Consider the following 18,914-nt stretch of genomic DNA (forward strand, 5'->3'; position numbering starts at 1 on the left):
CCCGGCCAGTCAGTGGCTGTGCAGCCGCATCTCGTGCGGAATCTTGCCCTGCTGCAGGTCATGCTGGGCCAGCCACGCATCGGTGGTCAGAATGGCGCGATCGATGTGGTCGGCGGTTCGCGAGAAATCGTAGGGTGAGCCGACCAGCGGGCATAGCGGCGGCACCACGAAATACTCGATATCGGAACCGAGCATTTCGAGTTCGTTGACCAGTTGCCGCGCGATCAGGAGCGTAAGCGCATGCAGCGCGTTGGCGACCGCGCCGACCGGCGGCGCCTGGCTCGCGCAGGCGTGCCCGGTCGGCAAAATGATCAGGCGCCTGGCGCCCTTCTTCACCGCGACCCGTATCGGCGTGTTGCTGGAGATCGCGCCGTCGGCGAGATAATAGTCCTTGTAGCGGATCGGCGAGAACGCGCCCGGGATCGCGGTGGACGCGACGATCGCCTCCGCTGTGGAGCCTTCCGACAGTACCACGCTGTCACCGGAGACGATGTCGGTGGTGACGATATGCACCGGCAGCTTCGCCTCTTCCAGATTGCGATAGGGGATGTGATCGTCGATCAGCTTGCGGATACCGTCATGGGGAATCAGGAAATCGCGGTGCCACAGAAAACTCAGCACCGTCCGCCAGCTCATCGGAAAGACGTCGTGCCGCTGCAACCCGCGCCAGATGGCGGCGAGCCGCTGCACGCCATCGAGCGTGGGATCGCCCGCATAGAACGCACCGTTCAGCGCCCCGACACTGCAGCCGACCACCATGTCGGCGTGTACGCCGTGGGCGGCCAGCGACTGCAACATGCCGACCTGGATGGCGCCAAAGCTGCCGCCGCCTGCGAACACGAAGGCGGTCTTGGCACGGCCGATCTCGTCGCGTACGGACACGCGCACACTCCCTCATCGCCGCGTCGGCAACGAGCCGCGCGACGTGCGGGAGTTGTTATAGCAGCGGGGGGATAGGGTGGGCTACGGTGCCGTCATTCCGGGATGGTCCGAAGGACCAGACCCGGAATCTCGAGATTCTCAGGTGCGCAAGTGCGCACCATAGTTCGATGCTTCGCATCGCCCCGGAATGACAGAGAACTTTTCAGCGCTCGACGAACGCCTTTTCGATCACGAAATGGCCGGGCGTGTTGCCGCTGCCTTCGATGAAGCCGCCGGATTCGAACATCTGCTTCAGCTCTTCCAGCATCCCCGGGCTGCCGCACATCATGATGCGGTCGGTCTCGATGTCGAGCGGCGACTGGTGGATGTCGTTGAACAATTGCTCGGACGAGATCAGATCAGTGATACGGCCGCGGTTGCGGAACGGCTCGCGGGTCACGGTCGGATAGTACAGCAGCTTCTCCGACAACAGCGGCCCGAACAGTTCGTCGTCGCGCAACGTGGCGACCAGGTCCTCGCCATAGGCGAGTTCGGATACCTGCCGGCAGCCATGGACGAGCACGATGGTCTCGTAGCGCTCATAGACGTCGGGATCCTTGATCAGGCTCGCGAACGGGGCCAGCCCCGTGCCGGTCGAGAGCAGCAGCAGGCGCTTGCCCGGAATCAAATTGTCGGTGATCAGCGTGCCGGTCGCCTTGCGGCCGACCAGGATCTCATCGCCCTCGCGGATCTTCTGCAGTTTCGAAGTCAGCGGACCGTTGGGGACCTTGATCGAGAAGAACTCGAGCTCTTCCTCGTGATTGGCGCTCGCCATGCTGTAGGCGCGCAGCAGCGGCCGCCCTTCAACCTCGAGGCCGATCATCGCAAACTGGCCATTCTGGAAGCGGAAGCCGGAATCGCGGGTGGCCCGGAAGCTGAAAAGCGTGTCGGTCCAGTGGCGGACAGAAAGAACTTTCTCTCGATAGAACGCGCTCATGTGTTTTCGTTTTTCCTGACGTCTCGATGTAGAACGTTTCGGTCTTCGGGCCTCAAAGTGCCGAAAATCAGCGAAATCATCGGCGATCTGGCGCTTCATTTGCGCACGACACACACATAGTCAATATGACCTACAGCACAATTGAGAACTCGGAATAGCTGTCGGTCTATTTTGCAAAAAGGTTCGATTGGCTTCGTTAATGCCGCTTTCACGCAATTAACTTGCTGAATTCGACGCTGATCTGGCAATAAATGACTACGGCAAATTAAGAACGTTTCAAAAGAGATCGCATGCGAAGCCCAGGCGAGTTTCGAACGGGAAAACCGGGCTTCTATCCGGACCAGACGGTCTATGCGGAATTTGCCTGCGCCGAGTTCGGGCTGGAATTTCGCGACCTCGACGGCGGCTCGGGACTGCTGTTCAGCGTCGCCTCGCGCGACCGGCAGCTTCATTTCGGCGCCGGCCGATGCTCCTGGTATCCGCAGAACAACGCCACCGCCTCGGCGCTGGCGTCCGACAAATATTTTGCAAGCCGGATTCTGCGCGACGCCGGCGTGCCGGCGCTTGGCGGCGAATATTTTTTCCTGCACGACCGCCACCGCGCGCATCGCCCGGCGGGACATGAGCGCAACGACGCGATCGACCATTTCAAGACATTGGGCGGCGCGGCCTTCGTCAAACCACTCACGGGATCGCGTGGCGATTTCGCGCAGGCCGTTCACGGCGAAGCGGCGCTCATTCGTTATCTCGACGACGTAACGAAGTATTACGACGCGGTCCTGATCCAGCCGATCATCGAAGGGATGGAGTATCGCGTTTTCGTGCTCGACAATGATTCGCTCTACTGCGCACGAAAATATCCACCGTCCATCACAGGCGACGGCGCTCACAGCATTCGCGAACTGCTCGCTGCCCATAACGACGCCCTGCGCGCCCGTGGCCTGTCGCCCGCTGCGCTGCCAGTCAACGATCCATCGCTCGATGCGGTGCCGGCGAAGGGCGAGCGCCGCGAGATCCCCGGACGGATGAACCTGAGCGCGGGCGGCACGATGATGCTGGCGCCGGCGCCTTCCGAAAAGGCAGTTAAGATGGCGCGGCAGGCCGCCCGCGCGCTCGGGCTTCGTGTCGCGGCGGTGGACATGTTCGTCGATGTCGGTGGCAATCTGGAGACAATCGAGATCATCGAGGTGAATTCAAACCCCGCGATCCGCTTGCTGGAGGATTCCAATCGCAGCGACCTGATCCTGAAAATCTGGCATCACACCTTCGCCGCTATGGGATTGCTGTAGTGTTCGACCTGCCGAAATACGGCGACGGCATCTGCCTTGCGCGCATGGCGGAGCTGTTGGACGTGCTGGCCGTCGATCGCGCCTGGCTGCGACGCATCTCGGTGGTGGTGACTGGATCGAACGGCAAGGGCAGCACGGCGGCGATGTGCGCTCGAATCGGCCGTGCCTACGGTCTGCGCACAGGCCTTTTCACTTCCCCGCATTTGTTTCGTTTCAACGAACGCATCCAGGTCGATGGCGTCGAAATCGGCGACGATATGTTCGCCCGGCTGCAGGCTCAGGTCGAGACCGCTGTCGCCGATGTCGCGAGGAGACGCGGTGAACAATTCGGCAGCTTCGAAGCGCTGTTCGCGCTGGCCTGCCTGCACTTCCAGAAGAGCGGATGCGATTTCGCCGTGTTCGAGGCCGGCATCGGCGGGCGCTACGATCCGGTCCGCCTGATCGGTGCCCGCGAAACCTGCGTTACTTCGGTTGATTACGAGCATGTCGAATTGCTCGGCAACACGCTTGAACTGATTGTATCAGACAAGAGCGACGCCTGTGCCGCCGGCGGCACGATCATCTATGGCGAGAACTGCGGCGGCCTGCGGCGCCACCTCGTCGAGTATAATCGCTGGCGCGGCTGCACTTCGCTATTCGTCCGCGACGAGATCGGAATCGGCAATGAGGTTGTGGCCGTGTCAGGCCAGCATTTCGATTTCCATTTCGGAGATTACGATTTCCCTGGCATCGAATTGAGCCTGCCCGGCGCGTTCCAGTTCAACAACGCGGCCATCGCAACGACACTCTTTCTGCTCTGGCTGCAACGCGAGCAGCCGCACAAGGAGCCCGAGCGGATCGAAACTGCCATCCGTTCGGGTCTGCGTGACGCGCGATGGCCCGCCCGCCTGGAGGTGATCCAGCAAGATCCGCTCACCGTGATCGATGTCGGCCACACCCCTGATGGCATCAGGCAATCCCTTGCGAGCCTTACGTCGGTCCATGGCGCCGACGGCTGGATTCTCGTCACCGGCGCTTCGCGCGACAAGAAGGCGGACGAGATCGTCGGTGCGCTGGCGCCCTCCTTCGATACCATCATCTGCACCACGGCGCATCACAAGGGCGCCGACGCGCCAGCCATCGCCGCCGCGGCGCGGCTCGGCAATCCCACAGCAAACATTCAGGTTGCCGCGACGATCGCGGAGGCAGTGCGCCTCTCGCAGGATATGGCCCGGTCACAAAAGCGAAAAGTGTACGTGGCGGGCGGATTATTCCTGGCGGTCGAATACGCGACGGTCGTCAAGGGCGGCCGCGCGGAAGATTTGGATTTTTTCTGAACGTGGCGCACAATCGGCGCAACCGAACGGCTTGTCCGCGATCATGATCCGGAAGGCACGTCATAATGCAACACCGAGGGAGAGAACGTCATGAGCGACACCGTCAATCGTCAGATCCTGCTGGTCGAGAAGCCGACCGGCAAGCTGGGACCTGAGCATTTCAAGATGGTCAACGGGAGCGTTCCCGCGCCGAAGGACGGCGAGGCGCTGGTGCGGACGCGCTACATCTCGCTCGACGCCGCCAATCGCGCGTGGATGCACGGCGCCACCTACCGTGCTGCGGTCGAGGCCAACACCGTGATGGCGGGCGGCAGCATCGCCGAGGTCGTGTCCTCGAAAGCGCCGGGACTTGCGCCGGGCGATATCGTGTTCGGCGACACCGGCTGGCAGGATTATGCCGCCGTGTCCGCCAAGCATCTCACGAAGATGCCCAGGATCGAGCCGATGACGCATCTGCTCAGCGTCTACGGCGTCGCCGGCCTCACCGCCTATTTTGGTCTGTTGCATGTCGGCAAGCCGAAGGAAGGTGAAACCGTCGTCGTGTCAGCCGCCGCCGGCTCGGTCGGATCGATCGTCGGGCAGATCGCCAAGATCAAGGGCTGCAACGTCATCGGCATTGCCGGCGGCAAGGACAAATGCCAGTGGCTGACGTCCGAACTCGGCTTCGACGCCGCGGTCGATTATAAGGACGGCGCCACCTTCAAGGCGCTGCGATCAGCCGCCCCCAAGGGCATCGACGTCTATTTCGACAATGTCGGCGGCGACATTCTCGAAGCCTGCCTGTCGCTGATGAACAACCGCGGCCGCATCGCCTGTTGCGGCGCGATCTCGCAATATGACGGCGTGCCGTCGGCCCACGGCCCGCGCGGCGTGCCCGGCCTGATCGTGGTGAAGCGCCTCATCATGCAGGGCTTCATCGTGATGGATTACATGGACCAGAGCGCTGCGGCATTGAAGGACCTGCAGTCCTGGGTGGCGTCAGGCCAACTCAAGGTGAAAGAAGACGTGATCGACGGCATCGAGAACACGCCGCAAGCGCTGATCGGCCTGCTCGCCGGCGAGAACCGCGGAAAACGGATGGTGAGGGTGTAGGGCCAGATCCGCACGCGTAGGGTGGGCAAAGGCGCAAAAGCGCCGTGCCCACCATCTATCCATTCGCTCGTATGGCGGTGGGCACGCTTCGCTTTGCCCACCCTACAATTTAATGCCCCGCGACCGGCGCTTGTGGCGCGGCCTGCACCCCAGCCTTTTTCTGCTTCCGGTCCTTCAGCCAGTTCTCGAACCGCTGGACCACGACAAAGAACGTCGGCACGAACAGCACGGCCAGACAGGTCGAGGCCAGCATGCCAGAGAAAGCGGTGATGCCGATCGATTTCCGGGCGTTGGCGCCGGCGCCGGTCGCAAGCACCAGCGGGATCATGCCGAAGATGAACGCAAACGACGTCATCAGGATCGGCCGGAACCGGGCGCGCGCCGCGTCGATGGCGGATTCCAGCAACGGCTTGCGGTCGCGCACGTGAAGCTCGAGCGCCACTTCCACGATCAGGATGGCGTTCTTGGCCGACAGCGCGATCAAGAGGATAATGCCGATCTGGGTATAGAGATTGTTCTCGATCCCCAGCCCGGTCAGCACGATCATCGGGCCGAGCAAGGACAGCGGCACCGCGAGAATGACCGAGATCGGCGCGTACCAGCTTTCATACTGTCCAGCCAGCACAAGATAGACCAGCAGCAACGCAAGCCCGAACGCCCAGTAGATCTGCCCGCCGACGACCTTCTCCTGGTACGACATCGCCGTCCACTCGAAGCCCGTGCCCGGCGGCAAGGTCTTGGCGGCGATCTCTTCCATCAACTTCATCGACTGGCCGGAACTGTAACCCGTGGCCGGCAGGCCGATGATAGTCGAGGAAGGATAGAGATTGTACAGGCTGATCAGCGAGGGACCGACCGCCGGCGTGATCTTCGCCACCGTGCCGAGCGGGATCATGTCGCCATTGCTGTTGCGTACCATCATGTTCTGGATGTCGCGCGGCGTCAGGCGGAATTGCGCGTCCGCCTGCGCATAGACCTGGAAGGTACGGCCGAACTTGTTGAACTGGTTGACGAAGCTCGAACCCATGTAGGACGACAGCGTCGAGAAGATCTGGTCGGTCGTGACATGCAGCGTCTGGGTCTTGATCCGGTCCACCTCGATGTCGAACTGTGGCACCGTCGAGCGGAATGGCGAACTCACCCGCTGCAGCGCGCTCTGTGACGACGCATTGGCGACGATCGCCCCGGTGATGGCCTGCAACTTGCTGAAATCGGAACTGCCGTCACGCAACTGTACCTGCATCGCAAAGCCGGCGGCGTTGCCGATGCCTTGGATCGGTGGCGGCGGAACCACCAGGATCCGCGCCTCATCGATCACCGAGAGCTTCTCATTCAATCCGACGAACAGCGACCGCAGATCCTCGCCGACGCCGCGCGCGCTCCACTCTTTCAGGATCAAATAGGCGACGCCCGCATTGGCGAGGCTGGAAGAATTGTCGAGCGCAGAGAGGCCGGCAATGGTGATCACCTGATCGACGCCCGCGGTTTTGCCGGTTATCTCGCTGACCTGGGTAAGCACACGCTGCGTACGCTCAAGCGCCGCACCATCAGGCAATTGCACGGCGACCAGGAGATAGCCCTGATCTTCGATCGGAATGAAGCCGGTCGGCACCCGCGACAGGCCGTAGCCACCGATGGCGATCAGGATCAGCGCGCAGATGACAGATATATTGCTGTGCGCGACCAGCCGGCCGATCAGCCGGCCATACCAGGCCTCTATGCGGTTATAGACCGCGTTGAAGCCGCGGTAGAAGAAGTTGCGTTGCTCCGGCGGCACCGGCCGCCGCAGCCACAACGCACACTGCGTAGGCTTCAGCGTCGCCGCATTGATGGCGCTGAGCAGCGCGGTTGCAGCAATGACCAGCGCGAACTGCGCATACATCTGCCCGGTCAATCCCGGCAGAAACGCCGAGGGCAGGAACACCGAGATCAGCACCAGCGTGATGCCGATGATCGGCGCGAACAGCGCGTTCATCGCGCTGATCGCGGCGTCATGGCCGGACATGCCCTTCTCGATATTGTGCGCGGCGCCTTCGACCACGACGATGGCGTCGTCGACCACGATACCGATCGCGAGCACGATTGCAAACAGCGTCGAGATATTGATGGTGAAGCCGAGCGCCGCCATCGCCGCAAAGGCGCCGATGATCGTCACCGGCACCGTGGTCGCCGGCACCAGCATCGCGCGCCAGTCCTGCAGGAAGATCAGGATCACGACGAGAACGAGCAAACCTGCTTCGATCAGCGTCTTGTAGACCTCATTGATCGATTCCGAGACGAATTTGGTGGTGTCGAACGGCGTGTCGTAGGTCACGTCCTGCGGAAACGCCTTCGCCAACTCCTGCATCTTCTTCTCGACGGCCTGCTGAACCTCGAGCGCGTTGGCGCCGGGCGACTGGAACACGCCGATGCCGGTGGCCGGCTTATTGTTCAGCGAGAACACCTGGCTATAGGTCTGGGCGCCGAGCTCGACCCAGCCGACATCGCGCACGCGCGTGACGTCACCGCTAGTGCCGGTCTTGACGATCACGTTCTCGAACTCGCTGGTGTCGTCGAGCCGTCCACTGACGTTCAGCGTATATTGGAACGCCTGCCCTGCGGGCGTTGGCGGCGCTCCGACCTGGCCCGCGGTGACCTGCTGGCTCTGCTGCTGGATCGCGTTGATCACATCCTGCGGCATCAGGTTGCGTGCATACAGCTTGTTCGGATCGAGCCAGACCCGCATCGAGTACTGGCCGGCGCCGAACACCGTGACGTTGCCGACGCCGGGCAGGCGCGAGAGCTCATCGCGTATATTGATGGTGGCGTAGTTGCTCAGGAACAGGCTGTCATAGGTCGCTTTCGGCGAGGTCAGCGTCACGAACAGCAGAATCGCCGTCGATCTTTTCTGCACCGTGACGCCCTGGTTCTGCACCGATTGCGGCAACTGCGCCAGCGCGCTCGACACCCGGTTCTGCACCAGCACCTGCGCGAAGTTGAGGTCGGTGCCAATCTTGAACGTCACCGTCAGCGTATAGGTGCCATCGGCGCCGCTGTAGGACTGCATGTAGAGCATGTCCTCGACGCCGTTGACCTGCTGCTCGATCGGCAGTGCCACCGTATCGATCACGGTTTTCGCGCTGGCGCCGGGATAGCGGGTCGTGACCTGGACCGTCGGCGGCACGACCTCGGGATACTGCGCGACAGCCAGCCGGAACAGGCAGACGCCGCCGATCAGGACCATCAGGATCGCGATGACGTTGGAAAGAACGGGCCGCTCGATGAAAAACTTCGAAATCATGGCCGGCTCCTACTTGGCTGCAGCAGGCTGTGCTTCGATCTTCTTCAGTTGCGGATCGACCTTCTGGCCGGGAATCGCGCGCAACAGCCCGGCGGTGACGACACGGTCGTCAGCCTTCAGGCCCTCCTCGATGACGCGCAGGCCGTCTTCCAGCGGCCCGACCCGCACCTTGCGCTGTTCGACGATATTTTCGCCATTCACGACCAGCAGATAGCGTCCAGCCTGATCGGCGCCGAGCGCGACATCAGGCACGAACAGCGCGTTCTGCACCTCATCCACGGGCACGCGGACGCGGACAAAGAACCCCGGCAGCAACGCGCGGTCGGAATTGGGCAGCACGCCACGCACGGGAAGCGTACCGGTCGCCTGGTTGAGCGTCGCCGCGGCATAGTCGAGCTTGCCCTTGTGCGGAAAACCAGTCTCGGTCTGCAGCCCGACCTCGACCGGCAACTGCCTGAGATCATCCGGCGTCAGCCCGCGCCGGCGGGCTTCCGCCCGAATCCGCAGCACGTCCTGCTCATTGACGTTGAAATTCACATAGATCGGTTCGAGCGCCACGATGGTGGCGAGTTGCGTCGGCGACGACGCGCCGACGAGTTCACCAATGGAGACGAGATGCGCACTGACAACACCGTCAAACGGCGCGGTCACATTGGTATAACCGTAGTTCACCGCCGCGATCTTGGTATTGACCTGGGCCTGCAGCAGGTTCGCCTGCGCGTTGTCGCGGTTAGCGGTGGAGGTATCCAGCGTGGCCTGGGAAACGGCTTGTCGCTGGACCAATTCCTGCTGACGCTTGAAGTCCGCCTCGGCCTGTCGCAGCGATGCTTGTGAGCCGGTCTCTGCCGCCTGCGCCTGTTCAAGCTTCAGCTTGTAGGTATCAGGCTCGATCGTGAACAGCGACGTGCCTTCCTTCACATAGGCGCCGTCCTTGTAGTTGATCGATTGCAGAAAGCCCTGCACGCGCGCGACCAGATCGACATTCTTGAATGCTGCGGTATTGCCGGTCGCCTCCAGATAGCGCGTGAAGGAGCGTTGCACCGGCACCGCGACGTCGACCTTCGGCGGCGGCGGCGGGACAAAAGTATTTCGTTCGCAGGCACTTAAGATACCCATCGCCGCAATGGCGAAACCCGCACGGCAGGCGGCGGCGCCTTTTTGTGCGGCGGTGCCGTATGTTCTCAAGCGTGCAGCCGAGCGCGAAGCCTTCATTTTCAGTGCCTCAACAGGTTCTGTTCTGGAAAAGGCTTTATTCAGAAATCGGCTTTCCGCTACCCCATGAAAATAGCAACAATCCGCTTGCAGCGGAACCGGAAAGCGAAAATGATGCAGCCCGATTTTTTATGTCGGCACGTTCGATATTTCACATCGGCTGAAGCGGCGGCTTCCGGCGACGACAAAAGGATTTATTCAAATGATCAACACGTTGACGCGCGCGACAGCGTACGGGCCGTTGTTGGCGGCCGCGATATTCGCAACTGCAGCGCCCGCGTTTGCGCAAGCGCCAAGCCAGGCACAACGCGACGCCATCAAATCCCAGTGCCGCTCGGACTATATGGCGCACTGCTCTAGCGTGCCGCCAGGCGGCGAGGCATCGCTGCAATGCCTGCAGAAGAACATGTCGAGCCTTTCATCAAGCTGCCAGAGCGCGGTGCGTGCGGTAGCGGCGCCGGCGGCTGCGCCCGCCAAGCCGGCCGAGACCGCGGCGCCGAAAACCGCAGCACCGGCCGCTGCAACGGCGCCGGCTAAATCTGCCGAGCCAACGGCCGCAGCCGCCGCTCCGGCGGGACAGCCGACCAGCGTACAGGTTTCCGCCGTCCGCAGCGCCTGCCGCTCCGACTATCCGAAGGTCTGCGCGGGCGTGCCGACCGGCGGCGCCCCGGCGCTGCAATGCCTGGAAAAGAACAAGGGGAAGCTGTCGGCTGGGTGCGAGAAAGCCGTCGCCGCCGCCAGCGGCGGTGGAGCGGCAGCACCTGCGGCGGGCGCGGCTCCGGCGGCCGCAGCTCCGGCAGCCGCCGGCGCGGCACCGGCAGCAACAGCGCCGACGGTCATCGCGCTTCGCCCGATGCGGCCGCGCGAAGAACTGTTCGTGCTGCGATCGGCCTGCGGCGCCGACGTCCGCTCGATTTGCGGCGGCGTTCCCGCCGGCGGCGGCCGGATCGTGCAGTGTCTGGCGACCAATGCCGCCCAGCTTTCACCGGCGTGCAAGGACGTTCTGTCCCAGTTCGCGGCGCGATGATCACGCGCCTGCTGCAGCGGTCTTCCATTGATCCGGAAACCGCCGGTCACTCACCGCCGCGAAAGGCGAGGATGAGTTGTATGAGCCGCACTGACAGCGAGACATAAAGGATCGTCATCACGGTTTGGTACGCAATATGCCAATTGAGCTTCGCGAGCCTGTAAAGCCCGTCGACGAAGTTCAAGAGCAGGAGAATGACGCCGAACAGCATGACGCCGCGGCCGATGAGACCATGGCGCAGATAGCCGAACAGGACGATCGCCGGCTCATTGCTGGAGACATGGGCGCCGGCCGATACGATCAACGTCCCGATGATCATCTTCTCGACGTGCGAAAATATTTCCTTGGAGACCGGCTCGACATGTTCGGAATAGAACGCCAGCCATCTGGCCCTGACCTCCGCCATGAGTTTTCCTCGAATTTTCCTTGGGTTTTCTTGCAGCGATGAATGGGAGCTTCACTACAGCGGGTCCGCGATCAAGAAGCAAGGAGGGCGGCCATCCTGATCCGCGGATACTCACGTCAACGGTCGGCCGCCTCAGCGAAGGGAGAAGAACCGATGCTACGCACCTTCCTGACCGCTACCGCCCTGCTGTGCATTGCGCAGACTGCATCAGCGCAGGAGCTGACCGCCGAGCAGCGCAGCGCCTGCATGGGCGACTTCGAGAGATATTGCAAAAGCGTCACCCCAGGCGGCGGACGCATCATCGCCTGCCTCTCCAAACAGAACGACAAGCTCGCGCCGGCCTGCAAGAAGGTGCTGGCGGCCGCCGAGAAGAAATGAGGGGACGCTCGGCGTTCATGCCGGCCGGCAACCGAAACGAGATCGGCGTGCACGCATGCCGCGACACGCATCCGCAGAACCTTCCGAAGAAACTTTCAAGAAAAGGACCGATCAAGGCTGAACATCAACAGTACAAGTCCGGGAGACTGACATGCGTTACTTGCTGATCATTGCATCCGCCCTTTTCGCCTTCGGCACCACCATGACCTTTGAGTCGACCGAAGCCAACGCCGTGGTATGCGTCAAGGGCGTGTATCGCGCCGGCTGCGCCGGAACGCGCGGCGCGGTCGTCGTCCGCAAGCCTGCCGTGGTCTGCAGGACCGTGTGGGTGAACGGCGCGAAGGTTCGCCGCTGCACCTGAGCCCGCAGCGTTTCCATCGAAGGCCCAGCCACGCCGGGCTGCCGCAGAGCGGACAACCGTTCGCGGACAGAACCGGTGGGGCTGACCAGACCATATACGTCCGGTCCTGATGTGGTCGGGACCGGACCCAAGCCCTGTTAAGCCTCGTTCCTTGATCATTTTTCTGTAGCGCAAATTTCCAGCGCGGATTAGTCTGCGATCCAAATTAGTAAGTATACTGTCGATTGGGAGGAAGACGTGCGTATCGCCGTCATTGGCGGAGGCCCCGGCGGCCTCTACTTCGCCTATCTCTGGAAGCGGCGTCATCCGGACGCTCATATCGATCTGTTCGAGCAGAATCCCGAAGGCGCGACCTGGGGGTTTGGCGTGGTGTTCTCCGAGCAGGCGCTGGAATTCCTGCGCGCCGACGACCCCGAGACGGTCGATGCCATCGCGCCGCGGATGGAGAGCTGGAAGAATATCACGCTCAATCTGCGGGGTGAGAGCGTCGAGATCGACGGCATCGGCTTCTCCTCGATCGGCCGGCTCGAATTGCTGACCATCCTGCAGCAGCGCGTGCGTGCAGCCGGCGTGACGGCGCGATACGACACCACGATCCAGTCGCTGGACGAACTTGCGGGATACGACTTGATCGTCGCCGCTGACGGGCTGAACTCGCTGGTGCGCCGCGGTTTTGAAAAGGAATTCGGCGCCTCGGTTTCGCACTCGACCAACAAATTCGCCTGGTACGGCACCAGCAAGCGCTTTGCCACGCTGTCGCAGACCTTTGTGAAGACCGATCGCGGTTCGTTCAACGCGCATCACTATCGCTATTCGCCTTCCATGAGCACGTTCCTGGTCGAATGCGATGCGGCGACCTGGCGATCTTACGGCTTCGAGCACAAGACCATCGAACAGTCGCAGGCGATCTGCGAGGAGATCTTCGCCGAAACGCTCGACGGTCATCCGCTGGTCTCGAACAAATCGGTGTGGCGCAATTTTCCGTGGATCTGGAACGAGAACTGGTCGCACGCCAACATGGTGCTGATCGGCGACGCCCTGCACACCGCGCATTTCTCGATCGGCTCGGGCACCCGGCTCGCGATCGAGGACGCGATCGCGCTGACCAAGGCGCTGGAGGCGGAAGGCGATATTCCCGCTGGCCTTGCCCGCTACCAGGCCGAGCGCAAGCCGATCGTGCAGAAGCTGGTGACGGCGGCGCGCACCAGCGCCGACTGGTACGAACGCTTCGGCGAACACATGAAGCTCGATCTGATGGATTTTGCCTACAGCTACATCACCCGTTCCGGGCGGATCGCCGACGCGCGGCTGCGCGCGATGTCGCCGGAATTCATGGCGCGCTACGAATCGACAAAGAAAATCGGGAGCCAGGCATGACGACGACGATTTCCGATTTGGTGCCCCGCGACAATCCGGGCGCGCGCGAGATCGGCTTTGCGATCCCAGAACGCTATAACGCCAGCCGCATCCTGTTCGACAATCTCGCGGCTGGTCGCGGCGACCGGCTAGCGCTGACCGGCCCCGGTGGCACGCGCACCTATGCCGAGCTCTGCGCCGAGGCCTCGCAATGGGGGCACGGCTTCCAGTCGCTCGGCCTGAAGCGTGGGGACCGCATCCTGATGTTCCTCGATGACACGCCGGTCTATCCGGCGGCCTTTTTCGGCGCGGTGCGCTCGGGCTTCGTGCCGCTGTTGATCAATACGCTGACGCCACCGGACCTCCTGCAGTTCTACCTCTCCGACGCTGGCGCCGCCGTGGCCGTTGCGGAGGCCGAGTTCGCGCCGCGGTTCAACGCCGAGGCCTGCAAGGACACGCCGCTGCAAACCCTTGTTGTGGTCAATGGGACCGCAGGCGAACACGCCGTGCCGAAGGCCCTCAACGCAGCACAATGGCTGCAGGGATTCCCGACCGATCTGCCGGAGGCCGACACCGGACGCGACGACATGGCGTTCTGGATGTATTCATCCGGATCAACAGGCCGCCCAAAGGGCATCGTGCATCTGCAGCACGACATGGCCTATAGCGAGCAGGCCTTTGCGCGCAGCGTGCTCAAGCTCGGGCCCGACGACATCTGCTTCTCGGTGCCAAAGATTTTCTTCGCCTACGGTTTTGGCAACGCCATCACCTTCCCGTTCACGGTCGGTGCGGCGACGCTGCTGCTGCCCGGCCAGCCGAAGCCAGCCGCGATCTTCGAGGCGATCGAAAAGTACCGGCCGTCCGTGTTCTACGGATTGCCGACGCTCTACACCTCGCTGACCAAGGCCGAGGGTGCGGCCGCCACCGATTTCTCGTCATTGCGGATGGCGCTATCGGCGGCCGAAGTGCTGTCGGCGGAAGTCTTCAACGGCTGGAAGACACTGACCGGCCTTGAGATCATCGAGGGGTTAGGCTCGACGGAAGTTCTGCACATCTATCTCTCCAACCGCCCCGAGCAGAAAAAGCTCGGCGCCGCCGGCCTGCGCGTGCCCGGCTACGAAATCCTGCTCAGGGACAAGGACGGCCGCGAAGTCGGCGATAACGAGGAAGGCATTTTATGGGTGCGCGGCGATTCCAACACGCCGCTGTACTGGAACCGGCCCGACAAGTCGGCCGAGACTATCCGCGAGGGTGGCTGGATCTACACCGGCGACCGCTTCATGCGCGATTCCGACGGCTTCCATTTCTTCCGCGGCCGCGCCGACGATTTGATCAAGATTTCGGGCCAGTGGGTCTACCCGCTCGAAGTCGAGCTCTGCCTCGCGGAACACCCCGACATCAGGGAATGCGCCGTGTTCGCCGCCGAACTACCCGACCGGCGCATGACGCTGAAGGCGGTGGTCGTGATGAACAAGGGCGAGTTCGACACCAGGAGCGCCACCAAGACATTGCAGGATTACGTTAAGGCAAAACTGTTGCCCTACAAATATCCGCGCGAAATCACCTTCATCGCCGAATTGCCGAAAACCGGCACCGGCAAGATCGACCGCCAGGCGTTGATGAAGATGTAGCGGTTTCACCGTCATTGCGAGCCAACGGGTCGCGCCAATGCGCGCCCGATGACAGGCTCCGCGAAGGAATCCATCTTTCCACTCGGGGATAGATGGATTGCTTCGTCACTTCAGCGCAAAATTGCTCTGCAATTTTGTCGCGAGCTCCCTTGCACAAACGCTTCGCGTTTGTCGCAGGCAATGACGGTCTCAACTATCCAATCCGGTTCCGCCATAGAGCCACGCCAGATCGCCCTGCCACTCACCTTGCGTCTTTGCGCTCATGATCGCGTTGCGGATACGGGCATGCTCGCCGGCCGGGTGATAGACGTGCTCGCCGATCGCGCGCGACAGCAACTGCACCTTCGCGGTGCGCGGAAAACGCTGCGCGCGATAGGCTTCCAGCGCCGTCGCATAATCATCGTGGCTCGCCAGCATGTGCGACAGGCACACCGCGTCCTCCATCGCCTGGCAGGCGCCTTGCGCGAAATATTGCAGCATCGGATGCGCGGCATCGCCGAGCAGCGCGACGCGGCCGTCGACCCAGCGCTCGATGGGATCGCGGTCGCACAGCACCCACAGCCGCCAGTTCTTGCCGTGACGAATGATCTCCTTGGCGCGCTCATTCACATGGCTAAAACCCTGCATGACTTCCTCGTCGGTGACGGGCTTGCCCGCCACCGGCTCCGGCGCGTCGTTGTGACAGGTGATGGCCAAATTGAATACCTTCCAGCCCGACAGCGGGTAATGCACGATATGGCATTTCGGCCCGGCCCACAGCGTCGCCGCGTTCCAGCGCAAATCTTCCGGCATCTGCTCGGTCGGAATCACCGAGCGATACGTCGTGTGTCCGGACACCCGCGGCGCCCCATCGGCGACCACCTGCTTGCGAACGTTCGACCACAGCCCGTCGGCGCCGATCAACAGCCGCCCCGTGACGCGTTCGCCGTTCGAGAGCCGCGCCGTCACCGACGCGCCGTCCTGGTCGTAGCTGGCCACCTCGCTGCTCACGCGCAGTTCGATCAGCTCGTGGCTTTGGCAGGCACGCAGGAAAACCCCATGCAGATCGCCGCGATGCACCACAGCATAGGGATTGCGGAAGCGCGAGCGAAACGCTTCGCCGAGATCGACATGGGTGATCTCTTCGGCCGTCAGCGCATCCATCAGCCGGAGCTGATCGATATAGACCGCCATGCCACGCGCCGCTTCGCCGACGCCGAGATAGTCGAAGGCGTGGAAGGCGTTGGGCCCGAGTTGGATGCCGGCGCCGATTTCGCCGAGCGTCGATGCCTTTTCCAGCAGGATCGAGCGGATGCCCTTTTGCGCGAGCCCAAGCGCTGCGGCGAGTCCGCCGATCCCGCCACCTGCGATGAGAACCGGCCCTGGGTCCATCAGTTCGATTTCCCGAGATGTTCGAGCGCGTCTTCGGCACGCAGTGGTACGCGAGAGGCCTCGTTGTTGAGATCGACGAGCTGCGTCAATAGCGCCAGCAGTGTCTTGCGGTCGGCCGGCTTTAGCGGCTGCAGCATCCTGACCTGCGCCCGCTCGACCGAGGACATGATGTCGCGCAGCACGATCGCGCCCGATTTCGAGAGATAGAGCAGCTTGACGCGCTTGTCCTCCCGCGACGGCTTGCGCTCGATCAAAGCCTTGCTCTCCAACCGCTCGATCACGTTGCCGAGCGTGGAGCGGTCGAACGCGATCACCGCCGACAGCCGCGTCGCGTCGATGCCGGGATGGGTGTGGATGGCGACCAGCGCCGCATATTGCACCGGCGTCAGGTCGAACGCGCTGCATTCCTCGACGAAGATCGAGACCGCGATCTGCTGCATCCGCCGGAACAGATAGCCGGGCGCGGTGTAGACCGCGTCCATGGTGATGGGCGGGGGCTTACTCGGCATCGGGCTGCCTGTCCGGCGCCGCATCCGCGAACGCCTTCATCTCTTTGGCCGCGGCCTCGGCTTCGAGCAGGCGGGGAAAGCCTGATACGTCGACGCCGAAGCGTCGCGCATTCGCGAGCTGCGGCACCAGGCACAGATCGGCCATTGTCGGCGCTACGCCGAAGCAGAACGACCCCTTCTCGTCCCTTACCAGGCCTTCGCAGGCGGCAAGGCCCTCGCGATTGGCCCATGCCGCCCACTCCGTCACCTTCTCCTCCGCCAGGCCGAGCTGGCGCAGCCGGGCCAGCACTTTCAAATTCTGAACGGGGTGGATGTCGCAGGCAATCGCAAGCGCAAACGCGCGCACCTTGCCGCGGCGCAGCGGATCTTTTGGCAATAGCGGCGGATTGGGATGGGTCTCGTCCAGCCACTCGATGATGGCGAGCGACTGGGTCAGCACCGTCCCGCCGTCGCCCTCCAGCGTCGGCACCAGCCCCTGCGGGTTGATCGCGAGATAGTCGGGCGCGGTCTGTTCGCCCTTGCGAAGGTGATGCGGCAGGTGCTCTGCCGTAAGTCCCTTGAGGTTGAGCGCGATCCTGACCCGATACGCGGCGCTGCTGCGGAAATAGCCATGCAGCTTCATCGGAACCTCCCGGTCTATTGTCATTACGCCCTTGATCGGCGGTCATTGACGCTACCCATATTGTAAGTATACTGTCAATCGGCAGAACACAAAAATGACGGGAGGCTTGACCATGGAAGCCGTGCAGAAGACCCCGGAGCGCGAGGCGTTCTACAAGAAGATCGACGGCGAAAATCTCTCGGCATTGTGGAACGTGCTCGGCGACCTCGTCACGCCGGAGCCGCGCAGCGCCTGCCGCCCGCATCTGTGGAAATTCGATTCCATCCGCGACTACATGAACGAAGCGGGCAAGCTGATCACCGCCAAGGAAGCCGAACGGCGGGTGCTGGTCCTGGAGAATCCAGGCCTGCGCGGCCAATCGAAGGTCACGACCTCGCTGTTCGCCGGCGTGCAGATGGTGGTCCCGGGCGATGTCGCGCCGGCCCACCGACACAGCCAGTCGGCGCTCCGCTTCGTGCTCGAGGGCAAGGGCGCCCATACCACCGTCGACGGCGAGCGCACCGCGATGGAGCCCGGCGATTTCATCATCACGCCCTCGATGACCTGGCACGACCATTCCAACGAGACCTCTGAGCCGATGTTCTGGCTCGACGGCCTCGACATCCCGATGGTGCAATTCTTCGACGCTTCCTTTGCCGAAGGATCGAACGAGGACCAGCAGAAGCTCTCCAAACCCGCCGGCGACAGTTTTGCGCGCTATGGCCACAACCTGCTGCCGGTCGACGGGAAGCGCAAATCAAAGACCTCGCCGATCTTCAACTACCCCTATAGTTACACCCGCGAGGCGCTGGAGCAGGCCAAGACGCGCGACGAATGGGACGCCTGCCACGGGCTGAAGCTGAAATTCTCCAACCCCGAGACCGGCGATTTCGCGATGCCGACCATCGGCACCTTCATCCAGCTGTTGCCGAAGGGTTTCAAGACCGCGCGCTACCGCTCGACCGACGCCACCGTGTTCGCGGCGATCGAAGGCAAGGGCCGCACGCGGATCGGCGAGCAGACCTTCGAATGGAGCGCGCGCGACCTGTTCGTGGTGCCGAGCTGGCACTGGGTCACGCACGAGGCCGACACCGATGCGGTGCTGTTCTCGTTCTCCGACCGTCCGGTGCAGCAGAAGCTGGATCTGTTCCGCGAAGATCGCGGGAATGCGTGAGGTGATGTGACGGTCTCTCCCCCGTCATTGCGAGCGAAGCGAAGCAATCCATA

The 18,914-nt window shown here is 62.7% G+C and carries 17 protein-coding genes; 9 read left to right on the forward strand and 8 right to left on the reverse strand.

What is annotated here, in order from left to right:
* Positions 1 to 9 precede the first annotated feature (9 nt).
* Both AC0QUY_RS06170 and AC0QUY_RS06175 read right to left on the reverse strand, forming a co-directional pair.
* The gene (locus tag AC0QUY_RS06170; RefSeq protein ID WP_475386165.1) at positions 10 to 882 is read right to left on the reverse strand and encodes a patatin-like phospholipase family protein; all 873 of its coding nucleotides are present in this window, start codon (positions 880 to 882) and stop codon (positions 10 to 12) included.
* A gap of 202 nt (positions 883 to 1,084) precedes the next feature.
* Complete coding sequence (locus tag AC0QUY_RS06175; RefSeq protein WP_161851363.1) at positions 1,085 to 1,858, reverse strand: ferredoxin--NADP reductase; 774 nt, start codon at positions 1,856 to 1,858, stop codon at positions 1,085 to 1,087.
* A 290-nt stretch (positions 1,859 to 2,148) separates the two neighbouring features.
* Here AC0QUY_RS06175 and AC0QUY_RS06180 point away from each other — a divergent pair, with 290 nt between their 5' ends.
* The 3 genes from AC0QUY_RS06180 to AC0QUY_RS06190 all read left to right on the forward strand — a co-directional run bounded on the left by AC0QUY_RS06180 (position 2,149) and on the right by AC0QUY_RS06190 (position 5,555).
* Positions 2,149 to 3,147 carry a hypothetical protein gene (locus AC0QUY_RS06180; RefSeq protein ID WP_475386166.1) on the forward strand — a complete coding sequence of 333 codons (999 nt, stop codon included), beginning with the start codon at positions 2,149 to 2,151 and terminating at the stop codon, positions 3,145 to 3,147.
* On the forward strand, positions 3,147 to 4,463 hold the full coding sequence (locus tag AC0QUY_RS06185; protein ID WP_475386167.1) for a bifunctional folylpolyglutamate synthase/dihydrofolate synthase: 1,317 nt from the start codon (positions 3,147 to 3,149) through the stop codon (positions 4,461 to 4,463). Before AC0QUY_RS06180 ends, AC0QUY_RS06185 begins: the two co-directional genes overlap by 1 nt.
* A gap of 90 nt (positions 4,464 to 4,553) precedes the next feature.
* Positions 4,554 to 5,555 carry an NADP-dependent oxidoreductase gene (locus AC0QUY_RS06190; RefSeq protein ID WP_475386168.1) on the forward strand — a complete coding sequence of 334 codons (1,002 nt, stop codon included), beginning with the start codon at positions 4,554 to 4,556 and terminating at the stop codon, positions 5,553 to 5,555.
* Positions 5,556 to 5,664: 109 nt separating this feature from the next.
* Here the strand turns inward: AC0QUY_RS06190 and AC0QUY_RS06195 are convergent, their stop codons facing one another.
* Positions 5,665 to 8,835, reverse strand: coding sequence for an efflux RND transporter permease subunit (locus AC0QUY_RS06195; RefSeq protein ID WP_475386169.1), 3,171 nt, complete (start codon positions 8,833 to 8,835; stop codon positions 5,665 to 5,667).
* A gap of 9 nt (positions 8,836 to 8,844) precedes the next feature.
* Positions 8,845 to 9,951 carry an efflux RND transporter periplasmic adaptor subunit gene (locus tag AC0QUY_RS06200; RefSeq protein WP_475386248.1) on the reverse strand — a complete coding sequence of 369 codons (1,107 nt, stop codon included), beginning with the start codon at positions 9,949 to 9,951 and terminating at the stop codon, positions 8,845 to 8,847.
* A gap of 298 nt (positions 9,952 to 10,249) precedes the next feature.
* Between AC0QUY_RS06200 and AC0QUY_RS06205 the strand changes: the two genes are divergently transcribed.
* Positions 10,250 to 11,074, forward strand: coding sequence for a hypothetical protein (locus tag AC0QUY_RS06205; protein ID WP_475386170.1), 825 nt, complete (start codon positions 10,250 to 10,252; stop codon positions 11,072 to 11,074).
* Between the two features lie 46 nt (positions 11,075 to 11,120).
* Here the strand turns inward: AC0QUY_RS06205 and AC0QUY_RS06210 are convergent, their stop codons facing one another.
* The gene (locus AC0QUY_RS06210) at positions 11,121 to 11,480 is read right to left on the reverse strand and encodes a hypothetical protein (protein WP_475386171.1); all 360 of its coding nucleotides are present in this window, start codon (positions 11,478 to 11,480) and stop codon (positions 11,121 to 11,123) included.
* 153 nt (positions 11,481 to 11,633) lie between these two features.
* Here AC0QUY_RS06210 and AC0QUY_RS06215 point away from each other — a divergent pair, with 153 nt between their 5' ends.
* The 4 genes from AC0QUY_RS06215 to AC0QUY_RS06230 all read left to right on the forward strand — a co-directional run bounded on the left by AC0QUY_RS06215 (position 11,634) and on the right by AC0QUY_RS06230 (position 15,206).
* Complete coding sequence (locus AC0QUY_RS06215; protein WP_475386172.1) at positions 11,634 to 11,858, forward strand: cysteine rich repeat-containing protein; 225 nt, start codon at positions 11,634 to 11,636, stop codon at positions 11,856 to 11,858.
* A gap of 151 nt (positions 11,859 to 12,009) precedes the next feature.
* Complete coding sequence (locus tag AC0QUY_RS06220; RefSeq protein WP_475386173.1) at positions 12,010 to 12,219, forward strand: hypothetical protein; 210 nt, start codon at positions 12,010 to 12,012, stop codon at positions 12,217 to 12,219.
* Positions 12,220 to 12,456: 237 nt separating this feature from the next.
* Positions 12,457 to 13,596, forward strand: a complete 1,140-nt coding sequence (locus AC0QUY_RS06225) for an FAD-dependent monooxygenase (protein WP_475386174.1) — start codon at positions 12,457 to 12,459, stop codon at positions 13,594 to 13,596.
* Entirely contained in the window at positions 13,593 to 15,206 is a 1,614-nt protein-coding gene (locus tag AC0QUY_RS06230; protein ID WP_475386175.1) for a benzoate-CoA ligase family protein, read from the forward strand. The genes AC0QUY_RS06225 and AC0QUY_RS06230 overlap by 4 nt, the downstream gene beginning before the upstream one ends.
* 189 nt (positions 15,207 to 15,395) lie before the next feature.
* Here AC0QUY_RS06230 and AC0QUY_RS06235 read toward each other — a convergent pair whose 3' ends face one another.
* Genes AC0QUY_RS06235 through maiA form a run of 3 tightly spaced genes read right to left on the reverse strand, consistent with a single transcriptional unit; the run spans position 15,396 to position 17,708 of the window.
* A complete protein-coding gene (locus AC0QUY_RS06235) occupies positions 15,396 to 16,577 on the reverse strand; it encodes a 3-hydroxybenzoate 6-monooxygenase (protein ID WP_475386176.1) in 1,182 nt (393 codons plus the stop codon).
* A complete protein-coding gene (locus tag AC0QUY_RS06240; RefSeq protein ID WP_161851351.1) occupies positions 16,577 to 17,086 on the reverse strand; it encodes a MarR family winged helix-turn-helix transcriptional regulator in 510 nt (169 codons plus the stop codon). Before AC0QUY_RS06240 ends, AC0QUY_RS06235 begins: the two co-directional genes overlap by 1 nt.
* Complete coding sequence (maiA, locus tag AC0QUY_RS06245) at positions 17,076 to 17,708, reverse strand: maleylacetoacetate isomerase (protein ID WP_475386177.1); 633 nt, start codon at positions 17,706 to 17,708, stop codon at positions 17,076 to 17,078. Before maiA ends, AC0QUY_RS06240 begins: the two co-directional genes overlap by 11 nt.
* 112 nt (positions 17,709 to 17,820) lie before the next feature.
* Here maiA and gtdA point away from each other — a divergent pair, with 112 nt between their 5' ends.
* On the forward strand, positions 17,821 to 18,861 hold the full coding sequence (gene gtdA, locus AC0QUY_RS06250) for a gentisate 1,2-dioxygenase (protein ID WP_475386178.1): 1,041 nt from the start codon (positions 17,821 to 17,823) through the stop codon (positions 18,859 to 18,861).
* Positions 18,862 to 18,914: the final 53 nt, after the last annotated feature.

The organism is Bradyrhizobium sp. WYCCWR15520 (assembly GCF_056174665.1).